Source organism: Streptomyces sp. NPDC047072 (assembly GCF_040643855.1).
Taxonomy (GTDB): Bacteria; Actinomycetota; Actinomycetes; order Streptomycetales; family Streptomycetaceae; genus Streptomyces.
This window is the reverse complement of sequence record NZ_JBEYVC010000012.1, coordinates 45,157-67,279: the sequence shown is the minus strand read 5'-3', so window position 1 is coordinate 67,279 and position 22,123 is coordinate 45,157. Positions and strand designations below refer to the sequence as shown.

Annotated in this window: 22 protein-coding genes and 1 pseudogene; 4 read left to right on the top strand and 19 right to left on the bottom strand. The window is 68.0% G+C overall.

What is annotated here, in order from left to right; genetic code table 11:
* Positions 1 to 19: 19 nt before the first annotated feature.
* The 9 genes from ABZ896_RS08080 to ABZ896_RS08040 form a co-directional block, all read right to left on the bottom strand.
* The gene (locus ABZ896_RS08080) at positions 20 to 1,282 is read right to left on the bottom strand and encodes an amidohydrolase family protein (RefSeq protein WP_360923833.1); all 1,263 of its coding nucleotides are present in this window, start codon (positions 1,280 to 1,282) and stop codon (positions 20 to 22) included.
* 88 nt (positions 1,283 to 1,370) lie between these two features.
* Complete coding sequence (locus ABZ896_RS08075; RefSeq protein ID WP_360923830.1) at positions 1,371 to 1,976, bottom strand: TetR family transcriptional regulator; 606 nt, start codon at positions 1,974 to 1,976, stop codon at positions 1,371 to 1,373.
* A gap of 210 nt (positions 1,977 to 2,186) precedes the next feature.
* Positions 2,187 to 3,233 carry an MBL fold metallo-hydrolase gene (locus tag ABZ896_RS08070; RefSeq protein WP_360923711.1) on the bottom strand — a complete coding sequence of 349 codons (1,047 nt, stop codon included), beginning with the start codon at positions 3,231 to 3,233 and terminating at the stop codon, positions 2,187 to 2,189.
* A gap of 745 nt (positions 3,234 to 3,978) precedes the next feature.
* Positions 3,979 to 5,169: a cytochrome P450 gene (locus tag ABZ896_RS08065; RefSeq protein ID WP_360923708.1), complete on the bottom strand. Its 1,191-nt coding sequence runs from the start codon at positions 5,167 to 5,169 to the stop codon at positions 3,979 to 3,981.
* Positions 5,170 to 5,407: 238 nt separating this feature from the next.
* Positions 5,408 to 6,568 (bottom strand): FAD-dependent oxidoreductase, encoded by a 1,161-nt coding sequence (locus ABZ896_RS08060; RefSeq protein ID WP_360923827.1) that lies wholly within the window; start codon positions 6,566 to 6,568, stop codon positions 5,408 to 5,410.
* A gap of 35 nt (positions 6,569 to 6,603) precedes the next feature.
* Positions 6,604 to 6,816: a ferredoxin gene (locus ABZ896_RS08055; RefSeq protein ID WP_360923705.1), complete on the bottom strand. Its 213-nt coding sequence runs from the start codon at positions 6,814 to 6,816 to the stop codon at positions 6,604 to 6,606.
* Between the two features lie 779 nt (positions 6,817 to 7,595).
* Complete coding sequence (locus ABZ896_RS08050) at positions 7,596 to 8,660, bottom strand: zinc-binding dehydrogenase (protein ID WP_360923703.1); 1,065 nt, start codon at positions 8,658 to 8,660, stop codon at positions 7,596 to 7,598.
* A gap of 92 nt (positions 8,661 to 8,752) precedes the next feature.
* On the bottom strand, positions 8,753 to 8,905 hold the full coding sequence (locus tag ABZ896_RS08045) for a hypothetical protein (protein ID WP_360923700.1): 153 nt from the start codon (positions 8,903 to 8,905) through the stop codon (positions 8,753 to 8,755).
* Positions 8,906 to 9,690: 785 nt separating this feature from the next.
* Positions 9,691 to 9,972: a nickel-binding protein gene (locus ABZ896_RS08040; RefSeq protein ID WP_360923697.1), complete on the bottom strand. Its 282-nt coding sequence runs from the start codon at positions 9,970 to 9,972 to the stop codon at positions 9,691 to 9,693.
* 113 nt (positions 9,973 to 10,085) lie between these two features.
* Here ABZ896_RS08040 and ABZ896_RS08035 point away from each other — a divergent pair, with 113 nt between their 5' ends.
* Positions 10,086 to 10,886, top strand: a complete 801-nt coding sequence (locus ABZ896_RS08035) for an IclR family transcriptional regulator (protein ID WP_360923694.1) — start codon at positions 10,086 to 10,088, stop codon at positions 10,884 to 10,886.
* Positions 10,887 to 11,279: 393 nt separating this feature from the next.
* Here the strand turns inward: ABZ896_RS08035 and ABZ896_RS08030 are convergent, their stop codons facing one another.
* The 9 genes from ABZ896_RS08030 to ABZ896_RS07990 are packed head-to-tail and all read right to left on the bottom strand — an operon-like array spanning position 11,280 to position 18,746.
* On the bottom strand, positions 11,280 to 11,930 hold the full coding sequence (locus ABZ896_RS08030) for an MBL fold metallo-hydrolase (RefSeq protein WP_360923691.1): 651 nt from the start codon (positions 11,928 to 11,930) through the stop codon (positions 11,280 to 11,282).
* Between the two features lie 32 nt (positions 11,931 to 11,962).
* The gene (locus ABZ896_RS08025) at positions 11,963 to 12,700 is read right to left on the bottom strand and encodes a maleylpyruvate isomerase family mycothiol-dependent enzyme (RefSeq protein ID WP_360923688.1); all 738 of its coding nucleotides are present in this window, start codon (positions 12,698 to 12,700) and stop codon (positions 11,963 to 11,965) included.
* Positions 12,690 to 13,526, bottom strand: a complete 837-nt coding sequence (locus tag ABZ896_RS08020; RefSeq protein WP_360923685.1) for a fumarylacetoacetate hydrolase family protein — start codon at positions 13,524 to 13,526, stop codon at positions 12,690 to 12,692. Before ABZ896_RS08020 ends, ABZ896_RS08025 begins: the two co-directional genes overlap by 11 nt.
* Complete coding sequence (locus ABZ896_RS08015) at positions 13,523 to 14,611, bottom strand: cupin domain-containing protein (protein WP_360923682.1); 1,089 nt, start codon at positions 14,609 to 14,611, stop codon at positions 13,523 to 13,525. Before ABZ896_RS08015 ends, ABZ896_RS08020 begins: the two co-directional genes overlap by 4 nt.
* A complete protein-coding gene (locus tag ABZ896_RS08010; RefSeq protein ID WP_360923679.1) occupies positions 14,608 to 15,300 on the bottom strand; it encodes a class II aldolase/adducin family protein in 693 nt (230 codons plus the stop codon). Before ABZ896_RS08010 ends, ABZ896_RS08015 begins: the two co-directional genes overlap by 4 nt.
* A gap of 21 nt (positions 15,301 to 15,321) precedes the next feature.
* Positions 15,322 to 16,503 carry an FAD-dependent monooxygenase gene (locus ABZ896_RS08005; protein WP_360923676.1) on the bottom strand — a complete coding sequence of 394 codons (1,182 nt, stop codon included), beginning with the start codon at positions 16,501 to 16,503 and terminating at the stop codon, positions 15,322 to 15,324.
* A 2-nt stretch (positions 16,504 to 16,505) separates the two neighbouring features.
* A complete protein-coding gene (locus ABZ896_RS08000) occupies positions 16,506 to 16,835 on the bottom strand; it encodes a ferredoxin family protein (protein WP_360923673.1) in 330 nt (109 codons plus the stop codon).
* 16 nt (positions 16,836 to 16,851) lie between these two features.
* Positions 16,852 to 17,877 (bottom strand): NAD(P)/FAD-dependent oxidoreductase, encoded by a 1,026-nt coding sequence (locus ABZ896_RS07995; RefSeq protein ID WP_360923670.1) that lies wholly within the window; start codon positions 17,875 to 17,877, stop codon positions 16,852 to 16,854.
* On the bottom strand, positions 17,877 to 18,746 hold the full coding sequence (locus ABZ896_RS07990) for a hypothetical protein (RefSeq protein WP_360923667.1): 870 nt from the start codon (positions 18,744 to 18,746) through the stop codon (positions 17,877 to 17,879). Before ABZ896_RS07990 ends, ABZ896_RS07995 begins: the two co-directional genes overlap by 1 nt.
* A 390-nt stretch (positions 18,747 to 19,136) precedes the next feature.
* On the opposite strand from ABZ896_RS07990, the pseudogene ABZ896_RS07985 reads away from it, so the two are divergent.
* A pseudogene (locus ABZ896_RS07985) lies at positions 19,137 to 19,352 on the top strand (LD-carboxypeptidase); the annotation flags it as partial.
* A gap of 241 nt (positions 19,353 to 19,593) precedes the next feature.
* Positions 19,594 to 19,962, top strand: coding sequence for a hypothetical protein (locus ABZ896_RS07980; RefSeq protein WP_360923664.1), 369 nt, complete (start codon positions 19,594 to 19,596; stop codon positions 19,960 to 19,962).
* Positions 19,963 to 20,047: 85 nt separating this feature from the next.
* Here ABZ896_RS07980 and ABZ896_RS07975 read toward each other — a convergent pair whose 3' ends face one another.
* A complete protein-coding gene (locus ABZ896_RS07975) occupies positions 20,048 to 20,401 on the bottom strand; it encodes a DoxX family protein (RefSeq protein ID WP_360923661.1) in 354 nt (117 codons plus the stop codon).
* A gap of 503 nt (positions 20,402 to 20,904) precedes the next feature.
* Between ABZ896_RS07975 and ABZ896_RS07970 the strand changes: the two genes are divergently transcribed.
* Complete coding sequence (locus tag ABZ896_RS07970) at positions 20,905 to 22,047, top strand: NAD(P)/FAD-dependent oxidoreductase (protein ID WP_360923658.1); 1,143 nt, start codon at positions 20,905 to 20,907, stop codon at positions 22,045 to 22,047.
* Positions 22,048 to 22,123: the final 76 nt, after the last annotated feature.

Genomic DNA, 22,123 nt, shown 5'->3' with positions numbered 1-22,123 from the left:
ACGGCACGCGGTGTTCGCTTTAGTCAGTGGTGAGGAAGCGGCCCTTGCGAAGGACCCCGATGTGGTGGGCAGGATTGACCAGGTGCGCGACGTCGGTGAGGGGGTCCGCGTCGAGCAGGACGGCGTCGGCGACAGCGCCCTGCGTGATCGTTCCCGCCTCGCCGCCGAGGCCGATCTTCCCGGCCGCGTGGCGGGTGCCGGCCGCCAGGACCGCGGGCAGGGGAAGGCCCGCCTTCGCCAGCAGTTGAAGCTCGCGCAGTAGAGCCACCGGAGGTGACGGCATCATCATCGAGACGTCGCTGCCGGCTACGATCTCCACACCCGCGTCGTGCATCATGCGCAGCGTCCGCATGGCGTAGTCGAAACGGACGCGGCACTCGTCCGCCGGATGGTGCGGGAAGGCGCGCCCGTAGAAGGGACTGCCGGTGATCCGCGGAATGTCGTCCGCGGTGATGACGCCGTCGGCGACGAGTTCCTCCAGGTAGGCAGCCTCGCCGTTGCGTCCCAACTGCTCCCAGGTGACCAGCGTGGGGCAGTACAGGGTGCCGTTCTCGGCGAGGAGTTTCGCCATGTCAGCGGCTTCCTCGTCGCTGTCGGGATGTTCGGGGAGGAAGGCGTGCTCGATGCAGTCCGCGCCCGCCTCCACGGCCTCTTCGAGGTCGACGCGCCGGCAGACATGGACAAGGACCTTGCGGCCCTTCTCATGCGCGGCGGCCGCCACGGCCCGCAGTGCGGCGCGCGGCAGTTTGGTGGGCGAGCCCGGTTCACCGTCGTAGATGCACTTGATGACGTCGGTCTGTTCCGCCAGCTCCAGGGCCAGGCGGTACGCGACGTCGGGGTCGTCGATCTGGTGACCGGCCGCGGCCATTTCGGCGTTGTCCAGGACCGGCCATCCGCCGATCCCGGTGAACACCGGGCCCGCGAAGTACAGCTCCGCGGCAGGGTCCGTGGCGATGCGCCGGTGTTCGCGCACGGCCAGTTCCAGGTCGAGGGGGCCGCCCAGGTTCACGACGCTGGTGATGCCTGCGCGTACGAAGCCGGCCAGGGCTTCGGAGACATGGCCGACGCGCTTTTCCGCCGGCTGGAAGAAAGCGAGCCCGCTGAGGTGAGTGTGGCTCTCCCACAGCCCGGGGACCAGCCAGCCGCCCTTGCCGTCGATGGCGGGCTCCTGCGTAGTGGCGGGCCGGACGGCGGTGAAACGCCCGTCCGCGACTTCGACCTCCGCACCGGTGAGCGGTTCGCCGCCGGTGCCGTCCACGACGGTCACATTGCGAATGATCACTGCCAACCTCCAAAGGTGTAGTGACTACAGGTTTATTCTGGCATGGCAATACCGCCCAGTTCCTTCGGGGGTGTTCTAAATGGAGTGACTACGCGTTCGTGGGGTGACGGCCGTCTGTAGCGCCGGTCAGGCGGCCCCAGCCGTCGGTGAGCAGGCCGAAGAGCGTGTCCACGGCTGCCAGGGGGTCCGGGCTGTCCCTGGCCAACAGGCGGATTTCCAGGGCGAAGCGCGCCAGCGCTCGCACCTCCACGTCGGCCGGGTCGCGGCCCAACTCATTGCTGATCGCAGCGGCCAGCGCATCCTCCTGGCTGAGCCACAGCCGCCGGGAATACTCACGCAGGGCGGGGGTGGAATCAACCAGTTCGAGGTAGGCGCTCAATTTCGGGGCCGGCATCGCGAGCAGCATGCTGCGCAGCTGCATGTGCAGCCCGTCGAGGACCGACTGCCCCGGGGCCCTGCGGCGCACCGCCCCGACGAGTGCGGCCTCAGCTTCCTCCGCCTGATCGAAGACCAGTGCCTCCTTGCTCGGGAAGTACTTGAACAGCGTCGTCAGGGACACCTCGGCGGCTTCGGCGACCTCCTTGACCCCGACCTCGTCGAAGCCGCGCTCCGAGAAGAGCCGCAGAGCCGCGTCCGCGAGCGCCCTGCGTGTTGCGGCCTTCTTGCGCTCACGGCGCCCGATCCCGTGCTCCATCACCCCTCGACGGTAGCCGAAAGCGAAACGGCTCAGCCCACAGCGGCAGAGGGACGCTCCTTGTCCCCCACTCTGAGAACTTCAGGCCGGGCGTGTCGGAAACGACTCGCGGCGGCGCACCGCTTCCGGGCGGCTCGCCAACTCCGGCGGTCGGGCCGGCCACGGACAGTTGTGCAATCACCACGGGGGCGGTCTGTCCCGCAAGCTGACTCAGAGGGCGATCTCATCCAGATCCACGGGCGCGGTGATGGTGCCCCGGTAGCCGATCTTGTCGGCGACAGACTGGGCCTTCGCCAGATAGACGCTGGCCGGCTGCGGTATCGGTGTGTAGTGACAGAACACGAGGTTCTTCGCCTCCGCGGCCTTCGCCACTTTCGGTACATCCATGACGTTGGAATGCGAGGTCAACAGATGCTCGCGCAGGGCAGATGCCTGCGCCGGAGGCATACTCTGGGTAAGCACCTCCACATTGTCGTTGTCCTGCACCTCGTGCACGAGATAGTCGCAACCGTGTGCCAACTCGATCAGGTTCTGATCGGGCGCCGCCGTGTCGCCGGAGAAGACCACCACCTTCCCGGACTGCTTCACCGTGAAGCGGTAGGCGTAGGCGTCTTTTACCTCCGCGCCGTGGAAGACCCGGGTCGCGTCGACGATGACGTTGGCGTCCTCCATGACCCGTACCACCGTGCTTCCCGGCCTGATCTCGACGTTCCGTGCGCGCACCTGGGGAAACTCCGGCAGGAACCCGCCCGCGACGAAGAGACGGATCTCCTGTTCGAACGCGGCGTTCAGGCCGGCTGTCGTAGCCGACATCTTGGGTGGGCCCCACAGCGTCACATCGCCCAGGCGGGAGTCGTGGTACGCCCAGCCGTGCAGCAGGACGTCAAGCAGACCCGAGGTGTGGTCAAGGTGATGGTGCGTGACGAAGACATCACCGAGCGGTGCGAACTTCAGGCCGGAAGCGACCAGCTGAGTCGCGGTGTTCAACCCCGCGTCGACCAGGTAGGTCCGCTGGTTTACGACGAGCGCGAGCGCAGGCTTGGCCCTGCTAGCCCTGACGATGGGGCCACCGTCCGTTCCCAGCACGACGATGCGGTCGCCCGTCGCGCCAGTGCCGGCGGAGGCAGCCGGGGCCCCCGCCACGTTAAGCCCTCCCGCGAGTGTGAGGCCGCCGCCCACGACGGCCGCGGCCTTCAGCAGTGACCGGCGCGTGGTCGCGACAACTTCGCGGTGGGCGGGGGAATCGTGCTGGCACATGGGAACTCCTTGAAGATGGGAGGGGATACAAGGTGCCCGGGAGACAGGGCGGGCTCTCCGCCCCGGTCGGAACCGCACCACGGAACGTTTGTTTCTGTGGTCAAGCAGGAAGTCGGCGGTCGGGTCGACGCGGTGACAAGCAAGTCCTCGTCCCGGCCCGCGGTACAGGTTCCAGCGTCCGGGGCGGGCTCGATTCAGCCGGTGCGTCCGCTGCGGCGGGCGCGTCCGCGAGCCGCGTGCACCACCGGAGCGGCACGCCGACATTCGGCGGCGCCGTTCAGGCACAGGACCGCGGGCGCGCCAGGGTGAACGTACGGGACCCCGTCCTCACTCCGCGGAGTCGCCCGTTGGATCACGTCCGTCCCGTCGCAGCTTGCGCGCAGCCGAGACACTCCCGCGGCTGCTCGAGTACTACCCAGAACTGATCCGCGCCCACGACCTGGTGCGTCAGTTCGCCGCCGAGACGGATCATGGCCGGACGTGCGTGGGTGCCGCTGCTCCGCAACCGGGTCATCCTCATGGCCATGCTCCGACGCCGCTTTCCATGACGGAGCGTCACCGGCGGACGGTGGCATGCCCCTGCTTCACGGAAATCTTGCCGGGGCGCGTTCGGGTGTACGCCGACGGCCGCTCGAGCACAACCAACCAGCATGACCACGATCTACAGCTTAGGTATCACAAGGCTGTTGCCTCTCCGAGCTTGAGAACTGCGCTTCCACTGGTTGGACATAGGGACTCTGAAAGCTCACAAGACGACGTCCAGGCGGTCCGGCCGTCGGGCCATGACCAGGTCGGGGGCGGGTTCGCGACGGTAGCTGGGAGCCAGCCGCATGTTCGGGAAGCGACGCAGCAGTTCCTCCAGCACTACCTGAGTCTCGAGTCGGGCCAGCGGCGAACCCAGACAGGCGTGTATCCCGTGTCCGAAGGTCGCGCTGACGGCTTGCCCGACCGGACGGTCGAGGGAGAAGCTTTCCGCGTCCGTCCCCCACACCTCCTGGTCCCAGTTCGCGGACTGCAGGCCGACGATCACCCGCTCGCCCGGATTGACGGGGCACCCGGAGATCTCGCCCGCCTGCTTCACGGTTCGCAGCACGTACTGCAGCGGCGCGTCGAGCCGGAGGGACTCCTCGATCGCCGTCGGCCTCAGCGTGGGGTCGGCGAGCAGCCTCTCCCACCGCTCCCGCTCTTCGAGCAGCGAGCACAGCAGGTTGGTGATCAGACTCGCCGTGGTGTCCGTGCCCGCCACGATCAGTTGGAAGAGATGGAGAGCCGCCTCGATCGGTGTGAACGCGGCTTCGCCGTCTGCGGGGTGAGTGAGGCCGTCCAGGACGTCGTCACCTGTGGCTGGGGCGGCAGCGCGCGCCACGACCTGCTGGACGAGGTACTCCGTGAGCGCGACGCTTTCGGGCATCGCCGGATCAACGTTCGGGATGGCGTTGTTGACGGCGTCGGCCCACTCCTTCAGGCGTTCCCAGTCGTCTTCGGGCAGGCCGAGGAAGGCGTAGACCACAAGTGTCGGGAGCCGGCGCGCGAGCCGACTGTAGATCTCGACCTCCTGGCCGGGCGCCCATTCGTCGAGTATGCCGGCCACGATCTTGCGGACACGGGGCTCCTGGGCCCGCAGCCGGGCGGGCGCGAACCATCGGCGCAGTCGGGTGCGCAGCTCCGTGTGGGCGGGCGGGTCGATGTTGGTGATCACTTCGAGTACCAGTGCGGGCTTTCCGCTTCCGTCGCTCAGCGCGAAGTTTCCGGTGGACGAGTATGTCTCCGGGTCGCCGAGAACCTGCACGGCATCTTCGTGCCGCGCCACGAAGTGGACCCCCGGTCGAGGCTGCGAGACCGGGCACTGTTCCCTGGCGGCGGCCAGTCGAGCGGAAGGGTCGGCATTGTGGGCCGGGTCCAGGGGGTCGTAAGGAGCGGTGCTGTGAGCAGTCATGTGGAAAGCCTTTGCATGTGATCTGGGCAGGAGCGAGCTGTTCCGAACCTCCACATCGGATGTGACCCCTGTCATTGCGATCAGGGGGGGGCGGGGGCTGAGCGGCATTTCCGCGAGGCTGATTTCAGTCCTGTGGTTCTGTGCGGCATGGCTATCGCAGGCCGCCACCGTCACGGCCGTGGCATCCGCTCGGTCTGCCCGGCGCGAGTTCGAACCCAGCCGCCGGAACGCGACATGATCAAGACAGCGTGGCTGTGGGCGCCGGCCGCTGCCGGGCGATTCGGGAGAGCTTCGGGGCTGAGACCGGAAGGTTCACAGCCGCTGCCGTGCCCCCGCCGTCCGGTCCGGCCGGCCAGTGCAGCAGCACGCGCCGCTCGGCGACGGAACCGTCGAGCACTGTCGGTTCCCCGCGGGGAGGGAGCTCGCCCGCGAGCCGGATCTTGAGACCGAACGCCTCGGTCCAGAAGAACGACGGGGCGATCGCCGCTGCTCCCGCCTCACGATCGAGCAGGGTCGCCGCAGCCGTCTCGGCCTGCGACAGCGCGTTGGACCAGTGGGGAGTGCGTACCGGTCGGCGGCCGGCTCCGCGCACCGCGACGACGTCGCCCGCCGCGACGACACCTGGGGCAGCAAGACAGTCCTCTCCCGTGACAAGCGCGCCGTCGGTCCCGCCGGTGAGCAGGAGGCCACTGCCGCGCAACCACTCGGTGTTGGGGACGTCGCCGGCAGCGGTCACAGCGATGTCTCCCTCGGCGACCGATGTGCCGTCCGGTGACACGAGCCGGTCCGGCACACCATCTCCGAATCCGAGGCCGATGCCCGCGCGGACGACGCGGACGCGCACCCCGTGGTCCGCGGCGGCGGCATGCAGCATCCCGGCGAGCAGCGGTCCGAGGCGGGAGGTCAGGGGCATGACCTGGTCCACGACCGTGACGGACTTGCCGAGCCTGACCGCCGAGGAGGCGATCTCCATGCCTAGGAAGCCACCTCCGGCCACCACTACGTCGCGCACCGCCGCCAAGCGCTTCCGCAGACTGACAGCGTCATCGAGACCACGGAGCATGATCTCGCCGGTGCGGTCAGCGGGAGCCAGCCGACGCGCCCGCGCACCGGTGGCGACGACCAGTCCGTCGTAGGACAGACGATCACCGTCGGAGAGTTCGACAAGTCTTTTCGAAAGATCGAGTCGGGTTGCCCGCACTCCGGCGATTACGTCGATGCCTTCAGGTGTGGGCAGGAAAACGCTCTCGTCAGGTTCGGCGCCGATGAGGACTCCCTTGGACAACGGCGGCCGGACATACGGGGGATGAGACTCCTCCCCCACCATGGTGATGGCCCCTTCGAAACCGAGCCGACGCAGCGCGCTTGCGCAGGCGCATGCTGCCTGGGACGCGCCCATCACCACCACGCGGCGTGGCACTGCCGTGCCGGATCTCATGAGGCGGACAGGGCCAGAGCCGCGACCGGGCAGGCACGGACCGCTGCCTCGGCGAGCGGCCTCTGCGGTGGTGGAACCTCAGCCGCGTCGATGACCAGCTCGTCATCGTCGTCGAGGTGCAGCAGTTGGGGTGCGGCCTGCTCGCACATGCCGTAACCCTCGCACCTGCGGCGGTCGACCGAGAGCCGGCCGATCACTTGCTGCTCCATTGCAACTCTCCATATCTGAAGCCGGTTGTGTACCGCGCCGCGACCTCGGCGGCGGCACCGACGGGCAGGGACCAGCCAGGGGAAAGTCGCGCTGGTCGTGGTCGATGCAGACAGGGGGTGGTCGACACATTGAGAGGCCAAAGACCCACATTCGTCATGATGATTATGGTGATGCTGCATCCTGGTTTTTCGCACAGTCAAGAGGCAGGACGCCAATCATCGCGACGATCGATACGACGAGGCCTCGAAAGCCTGGTGGGCGAGCTGAGGCCCGGACAGTTCGAGGCGACCCCCTCGACGCACGAGGCCGCGGCTTGCGGCGCCGTGCGCCGGGGACTCAGCTGGGCACCAAGGACGAATTCCCACCTGCTGCGGAGTGTCGGTCGGCCCCGGCTTGTTCGCCGCCTGGAAGAGACTGATGACCAGGCTCGCCCGGTCGGTCCTGCCGCTGAACGGTCGTAGGCAGACGTGAAGACGCGCTGTGGGCTGGCTCGCCGGATGACATCAAGGACTCGCGGGTCGCCCTCGAACGGATACAGACCGCGGCGGACGATGGTGACCCGCGAGGCGTTCGCTCCACACCCGCCGACTGGAGAAGCGTCATCGAGGAGTTGTACGGGGGCGTCTCGGCGGCGCGGCCGAGTAGCCGTCAGGGCCAGCGCCGCGTTGCCGCGTTGAAGACAACCCAGCATTCGTCCGCTGCGTGTGGCAACTGCCCTTTCCGGCGCCGAGATGTCGAGCGATGGCCGCCTTATGCTGGCACCGGCGACAGCCCGAGGTCACGGTAGGAGGAGCACTTTGCCGATCTGTCGTTGGCTTTCCAGGTACGAGTGGGCTTCGGCCGCTGACGCTAGGGGGTAGGCCCGGTCGATGATCGGGTTGATCTTCTTGGCTGCCAGCAGTTCCAGGCACAGTTGTTGGTCCCGTCGCGTCGCGCCGCGGACACTGGCGATCCGCACCTGGCCACCGATGAGCGCGAATGCATCCAACTCAAGCCGGGATCCCTGGCTGGTCGGCGAGCCCAGGACGATGACCGTGCCGCCGAGCCGTGTGCAGGCGAGGGAGAGCTGAAAGAAGTCGTTGCCTCCGACGCAGTCCCAGACGGCGTCGGCGCCCAGGCCGTGTGTCAGCTCCCGCACCTGTGCCGGCAGGTGGGGGTCGGTGGAGTGCACGACGTGGTCGTAGCCGAGCTTGCCGAGTGCTTCGCCTCTGTCCGGCTTGGTCGTGGTACCGATGACGGTGGCTCCGCTCAGATTCGCCAGCTGGGCGCAGGCAATCGCCATCCCGCCGCTGGCACCGGTGATGACCACCGTGTCGCCGGGGCCGACGGGCGCTTGCCGGGCGCAGTTGAGCGGGGTGGTGTAGGTCCACATGGTGGCTGCCGCAGTGTCGAAGTCGACGCCGTCGGGGATGGGTAGGACCGCGTCCTGGCTACGCGCGACGTACTCGGCGTATCCACCGAAGACCTGGTGACCGGGGTAGGCGGTGTCGACGCATAGGTTTTCGAGCCCCCGCACGCACAGGGCGCAGTTACGGCATGGTGGGTGCGGAAGCTGTACCACCCTGTCTCCTGGGAGCCACCTCGTGACATTCGCCCCGGTCGCCACCACCTCACCTGCTGCGTCCCGGCCGAGCTGGAACGGCAAGGGCCAGGCCGGCCGTCCCGGAAGAGGCTGCGGCAAGTTGCCCGAGCGGTAGCGCAGGTCCCAGCTGTTGACGGCCGTGGCGTGCACGCGCAACAAGACGTCGTCGGGGCCGACCTCGGGAACCGGCGCCTCTACGTACTTGAGCACCTCGGGCCCGCCATGCTCGAACAGGCGAACCGCCATCATCGTCTGTTCCATTCTCACATCCTTCCGATCAGAGCTGGCCCAGGGGGATCAGGAACTGAACGCCCGACGATCGGCCACTCGTTGTCGGGTCGGATGAAGGTCAGCTAGAAGATCCGCCCCGCAATTTCCGGATCGGACGAGCGCGTCGGGTTCGCGAGCAGCTCTACGACAGTCGCGGGTGGCCCGGCCCGAACGACGGCCTCGTCGACCGCTACGCAGTCGATCGGCACGGAGTGCCCGTTGATCATTTCCGCCATGTCCGCGATGGTGAGATCACTCGGACCATGAGCCAAGCCGAGGCATTGCACCTTCTCGACGGCCTGATGTCCTTCGGCAAGTTGGGCGCACTCCTGATCTCGAAAAAGTGGGCCATCCGAGCCAGGCTGGTGGATCGACTGGTCGCTCAGGGCTCAGCGGGAGTCGGCCAGCAACGACCGCCGCCGGATCGTGGGTTCCTGCACCCCCACGCGGCCGCGAGCTCGCCCGCGCCGCCCGCCGACACAAGGAGATCTTCCGCACCTGGTTGCGCGACCGCCTGAACGGGCTGGGCCTGGCCTCCACTACGAGCCTGCTGGAAGCTTGTCTGGTCGACACCTCCTTGGCGGAGACCATGACCCAACGGCGCAGACGGCCGATCGCCGCGGAGGTCTCACAGCGGAGAGAACCCTGACGGGTCCCGTCCTCCGGTCCTCCGCGAGCAGGGCCTCAGCGACTGCCGTGGCCGTGGCGCAGCAGTCCCTGCCCTGGTTGCGAACTTCCCACACAACGGACCGACCCTCCGATGACACTCGGCTTGCTTCACCGAGCGCCAAAGCGTCCAAGGGGTGAGCGCTGCTTCCCCACCCCCTGGGCAGGCCGCCCCCTCGGCGCTCTGGCATGAGAGGGGACGGCGTAGCCCCCGCGGTCGATGACACGGCCTGAGCCGCAACGGGACCGGGAAGTGGTCGGTCACCGCGGCGCCAGGTGAGGCGCTTTACGACACGACCGCCGCCGGCGTGACGCCCAGGCCCGGAGGGTGGCCGGACCGGCCGGTAAGGGCGCCTCAGGCAGGTTCCGCCTGTCCCACCATCTCGGCGAGCTCTGCCGCGTTCTGGGTGAAGTCGATCTCGTGGATGGCGTCGAAGGGGAAGCCGATCCGTTCGAACTCTTCCTCGACGGCCTTGGCGCTGTCGGCCTCGTAGACCGAGACGATGAATCCGGTCCGGGTGTTCACGAACAGCTGCTTGAAGGTCGCGTGCACCTGCTGGGCGACCTCCGGCGCGTTCCCCGCGATCTCCTCTTCCGACAGGCCGGGGGCCTGGTGAAGGCTCAGGTACAGAGGCATGGCAGAACTCCTTCATCCGTGCTATGTATCACGATACAGAACACTGTCCCTCTCATTGGAACGTAATGGCAAGAGTCATGGGGACTGGATATCCCTGCGCTACTGTGCTCTGCGTGGATCGAAAAGCGGGGACCAACATCGACGGGACCAACTCCTCAAGCCGTCCGGCGGGCCTGATCGGGGCAGTCGACAACGTGCTGCGGCTACTGCGTATGTTCGAGGCCCACGAGATGATCCGGGTCAATCAAGTGGCCCGCGACATGGGTCTGTCGCGGTCGACCGTCCACCGCATGCTGGCCACGCTCAGCCACCACGGCTTCGTGGCACAGGACGAGTTCTCCCGCGCGTACAAGCCCGGCCCCGCGCTCGTCGACATCGGACTCGCGGTCGTCGCGAACATGGACATCCGGGTTATCGCCCACGATGCCTTGGAACGTTTGCGTGACGAGACAGACGAAACCGTTCACCTCGCGACTCTCCGTGGGACGGAGGTGCTGTACATCGACAGTGTGGAGAGCCGACAGATCGTACGCACCGGCAACCGGACCGGCTTGACGCTCCCCGCTCATGCTACGGCGGCAGGCAAGGCCCTGCTCGCCGAGCTCAGCGACGAGGAGTTCCTGGCCCGCTACCCCTCTGAGGACCTGCAAGCCCCCACGACGCGGGCGCCCCAAACACGCGGCGAACTACGCGAGCAACTGAACGAGGTACGGCTCCGCGGCTATGGGGTCAACAACGCCGAGAGCGAATCGGACGTCAGCGCGGTCGCGGCAGTCGTCCGCGACAAACAGGGGCGTCCCCGGGCAGCCATAGCCACGACGGCTCCCGCCTCGCGAGTCGACGAAACCTGGGTCGCCTCCGCCGGGGCGGCCACCGTCCGGATCGCCCGCGAACTCAGCCAGCTACTCGACTGACCCTCCGCAGTTGAGAGGCGGAGCCCAATGCCTCACGCGCAGATGGCGCGTGAGGCATTGGGCTCTCCACCGGGCGAATTGCGAGAGATGACGCCGGTGAGAACAAGATCCGTCCAGGCGAGGACTGCCTGCGGTCTGCTCTACCAGCGCCCAGGGCGCCTCCATCAGCTGCACTGGGGCACGCTTAGCGCGCGGATCTTCCGCCCGGCGCTCTTGAACATACGTGGTTTCTTCCACTGGTAGGAGCCAGCGGAGACCTGCGCCGCGAGCCACGGGTGTTCGTCGATCGCGTGGAACAGGTTCAACCTCCACCGAGCGCAGGCACACGATCAGCCTGCGCGCCGACCACGATGGTCTGCGCAGCAGGCCGCTCTCCGTATACGAACCCGGCAGTCAGACGGCCGTAGCCGTCCCATGGTCGAGAACCTGGATGCTGGACTGCTCGGGGGCCAGATTCCGGAACAGCTGCTGGTGCAGTTGTTGGTGGACGGCGGCGAGTCCCGCCTGGTGGATGGGGATCGCGGTACGGGGGGCCACAGTCCGCAGGTAGTCGATCGCCTCGCTCGCCTTCATCCACGGTCCTCCGGTCGGCAGCAGGAGGATGTCCACTTGCTGGGGCGGGAGGACGAAGGCGTCGCCGGGGTGGAGGAGCCGGTCGTCGACCAGGTAGCCGTTGTTGTGCGGGCAGGGCAGGTCCGGGTGGATGACCGCGTGGTCGCCGGCGAGCACCTGGATGGGAACGCCGGCGACGGAGATGGTGTCCCCCTTGTCGACGGTCTCGTGTCGCACCCCGGCGATCTGCGGATTCTTGCTGGTGCCCGGGTCCACGATCAGCCGGGCCGCGGAGTTCTCGGCGAGCAGTGGAAGGAGTCGGGCCACGTCGACATGGTCAGGGTGCTCGTGGGTGATCAGTACGGCATCGATGTCACGGACGCCTTCGAAGTCCGTCGAATAGGCGCCCGGATCGAAGAGCAGCCGGACGGTGCTGCCGTCCCGCTCGATCTCGGCCAGTACGCATGCGTGTCCGAAGTGGGTGATCTTCATTCTGAACTCCGGTGGGAGAGGAATGGTGGGCGTCACAGCCAGGCAGGCAGCAAGGGCAGACTGGGCGGCGAGCAACTGAGGCCGGCGCCGGAGGCACGGCCAGTGAGCCAACCCAAGAGCTGCGCAGTGGTGCCCTTCACCTCTGTCATGGCGGCGAGCGGCTCGCTCGGCCGGGTCATCAGGGGTGCACGGCCCGGCTGGGCGCGTAGAACGAGGGGCGGGCAGCCGTCGCGCCCGGCCAGGGTGGTGACGACGTCGGGGAGTAGCGCCGTGGCCAGGCCGTCGGGCAGTGCGGCGAACGTTACCCCCGTACTCAGGTCGATGAGGTGGATCCACACTTCCCGGATCCGCAGCCACGGGATGAGGGACGCCGGCACCGCGCGGCCCTGGGCGGTGCGGACGATACACGCCCAGGCTGCGTCCGGCATGTCGTCCAGGGACTGTTGGAGGCGGGCGGCGCTGTCCCGGACGTCTTTGAGGATCACTTGCGCGGGTCGGTCGGCTCCTTCCTCGATGTCGCGCATCCGCCCGGAGGCACCCTGCGGATACATCGGGGTTTCCACGCCCGTGGCAGCCCAGGTGATCAGGTTGTCCAAGGCGTCCGCGTTGCGCGCCAGGTGGGTGAGCAGGTGGGCCGTCGTCCAGCCGGGAAGAGTCGACGGGCTGCTCACCCATGTCTCATCGGCCTGGTCGAGTTCGGTGTTCAGCAAGCTCGTACCCGCTGCCAGCCACTCGAGCAGCAGCGGGCGAGGTGCGGGCTCACGCGTCATCGGACTTCTCCTGGACGCAGTGGTTGCGGCATTCGCCCAGTCCCTCGATCCGGGTGGTGAGTACGGTGCCGTCACCGAGGTATTCCCGCGGGGTGCGGGCGTGGCCGACGCCGCCGGGGGTGCCGGTGGCGATGACGTCCCCGGGCTCCAGAGTGATGATCGTGGAGAGATACGACACGAGCGTCGCCGCGTCGAAGACGAGATCGCCGGTGTCGGCCTGTTGCTTCGTCTTACCGTCAACCTCGGTCACAAGCCGACGCGAGTCGGCACCCGCCTCGTCGGCGGTCACCAGGAACGGTCCGAACGGCGTGGTGGCCTCGAAGTTCTTGCCCTGCAGCCACTCCTTGGTGCGGTACTGCCAGTCCCGGGCCGTGACGTCGTTGAGGACCGAGTAGCCCGCAATGAGCCCGGCGGCCTCCGCCACGGAGACCTTGCGGGCCCGCGCCCCCACGACGACCGCCAGCTCGCCCTCCCAGTCCACGGCCTGCGAGGCCGCCGGCAAAACGATGTCGTCGTAGGCGCCGATCAGGACGGCGGGAAACTTGGCGAAGACAGTGGGGTATTCGGGGAGTTCCCGCCCCATCTCGAGGATGTGGGAACGGTAGTTGAGTCCCACGCAGAAGATCTTCTGCGGACGGGGAACGACCGGCGCGTAGTCGAGTGCGTCCAGGGCGTGCCGGGTGCCGTCGGCGCCGGCTGCGAGCTCCCGCCAGCCGTCTTCGGCGAGCAGCGCGCCGACATCCAGGTGACCGGTCTCCACCGCCTCCGTCTGGTCGATGCGCACGGCGGCCGTACCGGAACCGGTGCGGATGGTGGCGAGCTTCACGAGTACTCCTTGCGCGCGAGGTTCAGCCGTTCGAAGACGGGGGCGTCGCTGAATCGGAAGAGGTCCAGGTCGGTGTGGGCCTCGATGGCGACCTCGCACCACGAGGGCACGGCGATGACGTCGCCGCGTACGACGTCGGTGCGTTTGCCGTCGAGGCTGATCGCACCGGCCCCATCGAAGACCTGCCACACGCTCGAACCGGTCTCACGGACGGCCGCAGAGCGTTGGCCGGCCGCGATCCGGTGCATCTCGGTGCGCAGCGTGGTGAGCGCGTCCGCCCCCGTGGTGGGGTTGGTGAAGCGCACAGCAGCGTGACCGGGTTCCACAACCCCGGGGTGTCCCTCAGCGGCGACTTCGAGCTGGGCGGTCAGGGCCGCGTCGGTGTGTTCCCAACGGTAGGCGGCCAGAGGGGAGTTGGGCAGGTCCTGCTCCGTCGCGGAGACCGGCCGCAGCCCCGGGTGACCCCACACCCGTTCGGAACGGGAACGGCGCGGGGTGGAGCGGTCGCTCACGCCGTCCTCGCCGAATTCGAAGAAGCCGGTGTCGGTGGCGGAGACGAACGGGATGTCCAGGCCGTCGAGCCAAGCCATCGGCCGGGGGTTCGGGTTGTGGTGCCCGTGGAACTGCCAGCCCGGCGTGAGCAGGAGATCACCCCGGCGCATGGCCACGGGATCTCCGTCGACGACTGTCCACACGCCTTCGCCCTCGAGGACGAACCGGAAGGCGTTCTGGCTGTGCCGGTGGGCCGGAGCGACCTCGTTCGGGCCGAGGTATTGGATGGCCGCCCACAGAGTGGGTGTCGCGTACGGCAGCCCGGGCAGGCCTGGGTTGGACACGGCGATGGCGCGCCGCTCGCCCCCGCGTCCGACGGGGATGAGGTCGCCCGCTCGGGCTGCCAGCGGGTAGAGGTCGCCCCAGTGCCAAATGTGCGGAACCGCCTGGGGCGCGGGCGTCATCGGCATGAGGTCTTCGCGCGCGGTCCACAGGGGAATCAGCCCGAACCGGCTGAAGTCCGCGTACAACTGCTTCTCGTCACCGGTGGCCTCGCCCGAGGCCACTGGTGACGCCTGTGCCTGTGTCATCATGTGGACCTCTCCGCGAGCCGTTGCAGGTAGTTCCAGCCGGCCTCGCGTTGCGTGGGGTTCCACACCTGGTCCCGTTTGAAGGCGGCTTCCTCGTTGTCGGACCACACCTTCGGTCCGCCGGCGGCCATCGCCATGAGTTGCGTACGGCACGCCCGCTCCAGCAGGACGGCGTACATCACCGCGGTCGGCGCGTCGGGGCCAGCGGTGACGGCGCCATGCTGGGGCATGAGAACCGCGGGAGCATCGCCGAGCGTCTCCGCGAGCGCGACACCGAGTTCGGCGGTCGCGATCAGCGCTCCGGTGCCGGTGAAGCGCGGCACCTGCGGATCGCAGAACACCACGCCGTCGTGGGAGATGGGCCGCAGGGGCACGTCGAGGGAGGCGAAGGCGCTCAGCGCGGGTGCGTGGGTGTGGACGACACAGCCGACGTCCGGGCGCCGCGCCATGATCTCGGTGTGGATCGGGAACTCGATGTGCCGTCTGCCGTCGCCGTGGAGGACCTCGCCGGCGCGGCTGACCAGCACCACCCGCTCCGCGTCGATCTCCTCGAACCCCCAGCCGGAGGCCTTCATCCACACGCCGTCGGTGCCGGGGTCGCGGATGGCCGCATGCCCCCACACCATGTCGGTCAGGCCAGCCGCCGCCAGGGCACGACTGGCACGGACGGTCTCGTCGATCTCTGCTTTCATCACAGTCCTTGTACGGGGGGTTCAGGCGGCGAACGGCTGGTACAGCCAGTCCAGGTCGGTGTAGTCGTCGGCATTGCGCAGCCCGAAGACCCGGTCGCGCAGGGCCGGGACCAGGTCGCCGTCGGCGTGCCAGACATGACCCCAGCCGCGTACAACGCGCTGAACCATTGTCGTGCGGGGGATCCTTTCCGCCTGGTAGGCGGCGAAGGCGTCGCCTACGTCGCCGCCTGACTTGGCCATCTGGCGGGCCAGGCACTCGGCGTCCTCGATGGCCTGGCAGGCGCCCTGCGCAAGGTACGGGAACACGGGGTGTGCGGCGTCACCGAGCAGGGTGATACGCCCGCGGGTCCAGTTGTCCAACGGCTCGCGGTCGTACAGCGGCCAGCGCCTGGACCTGTTGAACAGCTTGATGTAGTCACGTACCTGTTCGCACGACGTGGAGAAGGCCTCGTCGAGTTCCTCGGGTCCTCCCCACTGGTCGGTGTGCTCGATGTCCGGGGTGTAGCGGAAGCTGCGGAAGACAGCGACCTGGTTGTAGAGCTCACCGCGTCGGATCGGGTACTGGACCAGGTGCTTGTGCGGGCCGAGCCAGATGATCTCGTCGTCCGGCTCCACGGGCACGTTGATCTCGCTCATGGGCAGCGCGCCGCGGTAGGCGACGAACGCCTCGGTGAAGGGCTGGTCGTCGGAGAAGAGCCGACGGGTGGGCGACCGCAGGCCGTCGGCGCCGATCAGGGCGTCGGTCCGGTAGCTGTCGCCGTCGGCGAAGCGGACGACCGCGGTCGTGGTGTGGTCCTCGACGTCGACGACCTGGCGGTTGTTCTCCAGAGTGACCTTGGGGTGCTCACGGCAGGCGGTGAGTAGGACGTCGAGGAGGTCGCTGCGGTGCAGCACGCTGTACGGATGGCCGTAGCGCTCGCGGAAGGCGGCGCCGAAGTCGATCGTCGTCAGATGCCGTCCGGTCTCGGAGTGCATGAACACGACGTTGCGCGGGCGCACCGCCACCTCACTGACGGCGTCGAGAACTCCGAGGGAGTCGAGGACCCGCATGGCGTTCGGTGCGATCTGGATGCCCGCACCGATCTCGGTGAACTCCTGGGCCTGCTCGATGATGTGGGTCTCGAAGCCTGCCTGGGCAAGGGCCAGGCCGGTGGCCATGCCACCGATGCCGCCTCCGATGATGAGCAGCGGGATGTGTCGCACAGTCACTCCTTAGTCCAGTCGGATACGAGTGGGGTGTCCACTCCTGTGGGGTCGGTGCCGCCGGCGCCGCCCGGGCTCTCGAGCGGCGCGGTCCTGCCGGGCAGCACCGTCGAGAAGAACGCGGCGTTGTCCTGCGCCCAGGTGGGATCCGCCTTGTTGGGGGCGGCGATGGCGTCCACGGGACACTCGGGCAGGCAAGCCCCGCAGTCGATGCATTCCGTGGGATTGATGTAACGCTTGGTGAGCCCCTCGTAGATGCAGTCCACGGGGCACACGTCCACGCAGGAGCCGTCGAGTTCGTTGATGCATTTCTCGTTGATCACGTAAGCCATGCGGCGTCCTCCTCCTTCAGGTGGTCGGTATCGGCGGGCGTTCGCTGGAGTGGCCCGGGAAGAGGTCCTCGTCGGGCCGCAGGAGCACAGCGATGTTGTTCACGGCGGTGGCCGCCTCGCCGAACCCGACCGCCATCAGCCGGACCTTGCCGGGGTACGTGGTGATGTCACCCGCGGCGTAGACGCGGTCCAGCCCCGTGGACATCGAGGTGTCCACGTGGATCTGCTGCCGGTCGAGCGTGAGCCCCCAGGTGGTGAGGGGACCCAGTGAGGCGATGTGTCCCAGGGCCGGGATCAGGACGTCGGCGTCGACCGTCTCCAGCGCCTGGGTCCCGCAGTCGCGAACGGTCACGGCTTTGAGGGACTCGGTTCCGTGCACTTCGGCGATCTCGCTGTTGGTCAGCACCCGTACCGGGGATTCCATGAGTCGGTCCACGGAGAACTGATGGGCCCGGAAGCGGGTACGCCGGTGCACGATCGTCACCTGACGCGCATGCGGGACAAGCATGTTGGCCCAGTCGACGGCGCTGTCACCTCCCCCGACGATCACCACCTGCCGGTCGGTGTAGGCGTGCGGGGGCTCGACCAGGTGATGTACTCCGTCCCCGGCGAACCCCGTCAGGGCGGGCAGTGGTCTCGGCGTGAATCGCCCGATGCCGCCGGTGATCAGTACGGCGCCCGCCCGGATGATCCGGCCGGCATCGGTGGTGACGAGGACCTCGCCCGATTCGTCCCTGCGCAGTTCCATGGCGCTCTCGCCGAGCAGGACGGACGGCGAGGCACTCTCGGCCTGCTGGGTGAGCCGCTCGACCAGTTCGCGTCCGCGGACGGCCGGAAACCCGGCGACGTCGAAGATCTCTTTGTCTGGATAGAGCGCCGCCACCTGCCCGCCGAGGTGGGGCAGGCTGTCGAGAAGGGTCACGTCCAGACCTCGCATCCCCGCGTAGTAGCAGGCGAAGAGACCGGCGGGACCGGCACCGACGATGAGGAGTTCGGTCTCGCTCGGGGCGGGCGTCGCGGGCACCGGGACGGATGCGGACATCATCGGCTCCTCAGAGGTACGGCGGCGAAGAGATCGGCATAGGCACGACTGGCTCCGGGGTGCAGCGGGAGCGGTGCGCGTGTCACCTCGGACGCTTCGGCGGGGTGGCGCCCCCGGGCCAGGATCCGGGCTGTCAGGCCGGCGAGTTCGTCGTCCAGGTCCTCTCGGCACAGCACGGCGATGTCGGAGCAGTCCAGCGTGTGCAGGTCGGCATCCAGGTCGGGGAGCCGGCCTGCGGCCAGCACACGGGTGGGCCAGCCTTGGCCGGCGAAGGCGTGCAGGACTCGCGGCCCCCAGGACAGGTACCTCACCGGACGCGCGGCCGCGACCTCCGGCCACTCGGGGGTGGACATCAGGTCATGGATCACGACGTCCGCCTCGCCCGTCACATAACGCGCGCAGCAGACAGCCGGCCGCTCGTCGTGCACGAAGTCCACACCGGAGTGAACTCCGACCATGCGCAGTGCCCGGCGCACGGCGAAACCGACGAGACTCACTCCGTCGTCAGCGGCCGTCGCGATGGTGACGCGATCGGCGCGGGCGACCAGACCGCCGACCGTGTCCTCCCCCAGTCGAGCATCGGCGGCGACGACGAGACCGCCACTCCGCGGGAACATCCCCAGCGCGAGAAGACCATGGAGGTCACCGAATCCGTACAGCAGGCTCAGCGCGGCAGTCGGGGTGACAAGGGCGAGGTCCGTCTCCCCGGCGAAGAGCCTGCTGGTCTCGTCCAGACCGCCACGCCCCACACGAATCCTGACCCGGGCACCCTTCGGTCCGAGCCGACGCAACTCCTGCTGGAGGCGATGACTGATCCGCTGCAGGTCGCCGTGGCGCTCACCGTCCGGTCGCTCGAAGGCACCGGTCATGGGGTTGCCTCGCGAACAGGCGTCGGCACCCCCGCACCACCCGGAAGTGGCAGCGATGGGGCGATGGGCAAGCCGAGAAGCTGGGACATGGCGGCTCCTGCTGGACTATCAATGACGCATCATACGGAACACTGTTCCGTAGTGTGGCCCTATTTTGGGACTGAGGCAAGAGCGAGACGATGTGAACTCTCGGAGTCTTCGATGGCTAGATGAGTGGCGCATCGGTACGCACGCGTGGAGACTGCGTCGGCAACCGGCTCCGCATCGCCTCACCTGCTTCGACCTCGCGCCCTGGGACCCGTAGATCTCGTCGTCATCGCATCGCTCTCCGGGCCGCTCCATGCCGTCTACGAGCCAGACCTCGAGCAGGCAGTGACCGTGCTGGAGCGCATGGGATTCCGCGTACGCCGGGCGCCGAAGCCGGGCGGCACCACTGGTGGAGCGCGGAGCGGCCGGTCCAGATCGCGGAGGAGCTCAACGCTCTTCTGCGTGATCCCGAGGTGCGCGCGATCATCGCCCATGACGGTGGCCACGGCGTTCGGCTACCTCGACCTGATCGACGTCGAGGCGATCACCGCCGACCCCAAGCCCATCCTCGGCTGCAGCGACATCCCGCTGCTGCATCTGGTGCTCTACGCACGGACGGGACTGGTCGGGTTCCACACCTACTTGGCCACGCCCGATTTCGGTGGGGCTCGGCACACTGCGCCCGCAGCACGCCGAAGCGAACTCGAGAGGCTCTACTTGACGCTACTGACCGGAACGGAGGCGATCGGCGCGCTGCCCACCACCACGTCGTGGGAGTGCTGGCGTCAATCGCATTGCGCTGGCGCAGGCGACGCCATACGTGCTTCCGCTCGAGTATTTCGACGGCGCGGTGCTGTTATGGGAGGAGATGGGCGGCCTGGCATCGTACGCGTGGAGCTACCTGCATGTGCTGCGGCACTGCGGCAACCTCGATCGGATCTCCGGCATAGTCGTGGGCGTTCCGCACGCGATCGGCGGACTTGAGGCGCCCGACGCGTCCCCGACGCTCCGCGAGATAGTCCCCGGCGACCGTTACATCCCCGTCCTGGGCAATGTCGAATTCGGACGTGCCGACCCGAACCTGCCGTTGCCGGTCGGCATCCGCGTCGGCCTCGATGCACAGCACCTGACGTTGTCGCTGCTCGAACCAGCGGTACGGCCGAACGCGGTGACAGGACCGGTCGGCTGAGCACCGCGTATCAGTAAGCCGCCAGCCGCAGTGGCACCCAGGGGTCGGCGGCTCACTGATCATCCGTTGCTTTTGCCGACCCCCGTCAAGAGGAAGCGATGCGAAGGACCAATGCGGCGACGGACAGGACCGTAAGCGCAACGACTCCGAACATCGACTGATCCATGCGTCGTGACTTGAGATGGAAGGCCAGCGCACCGGCGAAGTAGGCGATGCCGCCGACAGCCGCCGCGGCGCCGAGCGGCCACCAGAACAGACCGACGAGGAGACCGATACCGCCGGCCACGGTGCACGCGCCGAGCATCCACATCCGGTCAGCCGGGAAACCGACCTCCGTCATCAGGTCGGCCTGCCCAGCGTTGCCGGCCAGCTTGGCGATGCCGCTGCCCAGCATGGCTATGGCGAGCGCGCAGCTGATGATGATCGTGGCTGTGAACATGAGATTCCTCCAAGGGCGGGCTCGCCCATAAAAACGGGACGGGATGTCGTCGATGCGGCAGGGAGCTGGCCCCTCCCGCTGGCATTCGGAGCCCGCCGCCAGCTGGACGCTGCGAGCCGCGGCGACGGGCCGATGGTGGGCGAAAAACCCGGGATCGAGGTGGCGAATCGAGCACGAGTCACACACTCATGGCCGACCCCACCTCAGCCGGCGCGCCTGATCCACACACCTTCGGCGTACGCCCGTAACCCGGACGCGGAGTCCATGGGGCCGACCGACGCAAACATGCGCGCATGCGTCGCGGCCGACAGCAGAAGGGCCTTCTTTCCTTCGCGGCGACCGCCAGGAGATGTACTCACGAGGTGAGCGTATCCGAAAGCGGTCTCGCACGCTAAGTGTATCGGTTGCACTTTTTAATCTGCTCTGCTTTTCTGGGAAGCGCGGCCAGAACCGCCAAGCCCCGGCTCGCCCACCCCCACTCCTCGTCGATCGAAGGAACGATCATGAAGTCCTCAGATCCCGCTCACGCCCGAATCAGCATCATCGGCGCCGGCCCCGGCGGACTCACCTGCGCCCGCATCCTCCAGCGCCATGGCCTGGCGGTCACGGTCTACGACCGCGACTCGGGTCCCGAGACCCGCAACCAGGGCGGCACCCTCGATCTGGCCGCCGACAACGGCCAGATCGCCCTGCGCGAGGCCGGCCTGCTCGACGACTTCTTCAAGCTGGCCCGTCCCGAAGGGCAGGAAGTGCGCCGGATGGACCCGAACGGCGCGACCATCCTCCACAAGGTCCCGGAGGGCGACGAGCTCTACAGGCCGGAAATCGACCGCGGTGAGTTGCGAAATCTCCTGCTGGACTCGCTGCAGCCGGGAACCGTGCACTGGGGCAACACCCTCGAAACGATCAGCGGGCCCGCCGACGGGCCGCGCCGGCTGCACTTCGCCAACGGCATGACCGTCGAAACCGACCTGGTCATCGGCGCCGACGGCGCCTTCTCCCGGGTACGTCCCGCCGCGTCATCCGCTGTCCCCGAGTACGTCGGCGTGAGCTTCCTGGAGGCATGGTTCTTCGATGTGGAGAACCAGCACCCCGCCATCGCCGAGATGGTCGGCCCCGGCATGGCATCGGCGGTAGACGGCGAACGCGGCCTGATCGCCCAGCGCAACGGCGGGAACCACATCCGCGTCTACATCGCCCAGCGTGTGCCGGTGGACTGGATCGCCAGGAACGGCCTGACCGCCGACGACACCGACTGCATCCGCGCTCTGCTGCTCGACAGGTTCGCCCACTGGTCGCCCCGCCTGCGCCGACTGTTCACCGAGAACGACGGCTGCTACTTCGACCGCCCCCTCTTCGCCCTCCCCGTCCCTCACACCTGGGAACACAACCCGACCGTGACGCTGCTCGGCGACGCCGCCCACCTCATGCCCCCGGTCGGCGTCGGCGCCAACCTCGCGATGCTCGATGCCAGCGACCTCGGCCTCGCTCTCGCGGGCGCGGCCACCATCGACGACGCCATCCGCACGTACGAGAAGACCATGCTGCCCCGCTCCATCGAGATTGCCGGCACGGTCGATGGTGTCGCCGAACGCCTGTTGTCCTCTGACATACGCGAGTTCGCGCTCGCCGCCCAGGCTGCGTAACTCGACCGAGTCTCCTTCGCGCCCGCGGAGAGCGCTGGGAGCTGACGGCTTTCGACCGGGTCCAGGGTGAGTTGGG

Excerpts from the sequence above, each read along its gene's own strand:
- ABZ896_RS08075 (WP_360923830.1), bottom strand. The coding sequence starts at position 1,976 with ATGGAGCACGGGATCGGGCGCCGTGAGCGCAAGAAGGCCGCAACACGC.
- ABZ896_RS08070 (WP_360923711.1), bottom strand. The coding sequence starts at position 3,233 with ATGTGCCAGCACGATTCCCCCGCCCACCGCGAAGTTGTCGCGACCACG.
- ABZ896_RS08065 (WP_360923708.1), bottom strand. The coding sequence starts at position 5,169 with ATGACTGCTCACAGCACCGCTCCTTACGACCCCCTGGACCCGGCCCAC.
- ABZ896_RS08060 (WP_360923827.1), bottom strand. The coding sequence starts at position 6,568 with ATGGGCGCGTCCCAGGCAGCATGCGCCTGCGCAAGCGCGCTGCGTCGG.
- ABZ896_RS08055 (WP_360923705.1), bottom strand. The coding sequence starts at position 6,816 with ATGGAGCAGCAAGTGATCGGCCGGCTCTCGGTCGACCGCCGCAGGTGC.
- ABZ896_RS08050 (WP_360923703.1), bottom strand. The coding sequence starts at position 8,660 with ATGGAACAGACGATGATGGCGGTTCGCCTGTTCGAGCATGGCGGGCCC.
- ABZ896_RS08045 (WP_360923700.1), bottom strand. The coding sequence starts at position 8,905 with ATGGCGGAAATGATCAACGGGCACTCCGTGCCGATCGACTGCGTAGCG.
- ABZ896_RS08040 (WP_360923697.1), bottom strand. The coding sequence starts at position 9,972 with ATGCCTCTGTACCTGAGCCTTCACCAGGCCCCCGGCCTGTCGGAAGAG.
- ABZ896_RS08030 (WP_360923691.1), bottom strand. The coding sequence starts at position 11,930 with ATGAAGATCACCCACTTCGGACACGCATGCGTACTGGCCGAGATCGAG.
- ABZ896_RS08025 (WP_360923688.1), bottom strand. The coding sequence starts at position 12,700 with ATGACGCGTGAGCCCGCACCTCGCCCGCTGCTGCTCGAGTGGCTGGCA.
- ABZ896_RS08015 (WP_360923682.1), bottom strand. The coding sequence starts at position 14,611 with ATGATGACACAGGCACAGGCGTCACCAGTGGCCTCGGGCGAGGCCACC.
- ABZ896_RS08010 (WP_360923679.1), bottom strand. The coding sequence starts at position 15,300 with ATGAAAGCAGAGATCGACGAGACCGTCCGTGCCAGTCGTGCCCTGGCG.
- ABZ896_RS08000 (WP_360923673.1), bottom strand. The coding sequence starts at position 16,835 with ATGGCTTACGTGATCAACGAGAAATGCATCAACGAACTCGACGGCTCC.
- ABZ896_RS07995 (WP_360923670.1), bottom strand. The coding sequence starts at position 17,877 with ATGTCCGCATCCGTCCCGGTGCCCGCGACGCCCGCCCCGAGCGAGACC.
- ABZ896_RS07990 (WP_360923667.1), bottom strand. The coding sequence starts at position 18,746 with ATGACCGGTGCCTTCGAGCGACCGGACGGTGAGCGCCACGGCGACCTG.
- ABZ896_RS07975 (WP_360923661.1), bottom strand. The coding sequence starts at position 20,401 with ATGTTCACAGCCACGATCATCATCAGCTGCGCGCTCGCCATAGCCATG.
- ABZ896_RS07970 (WP_360923658.1), top strand. The coding sequence starts at position 20,905 with ATGAAGTCCTCAGATCCCGCTCACGCCCGAATCAGCATCATCGGCGCC.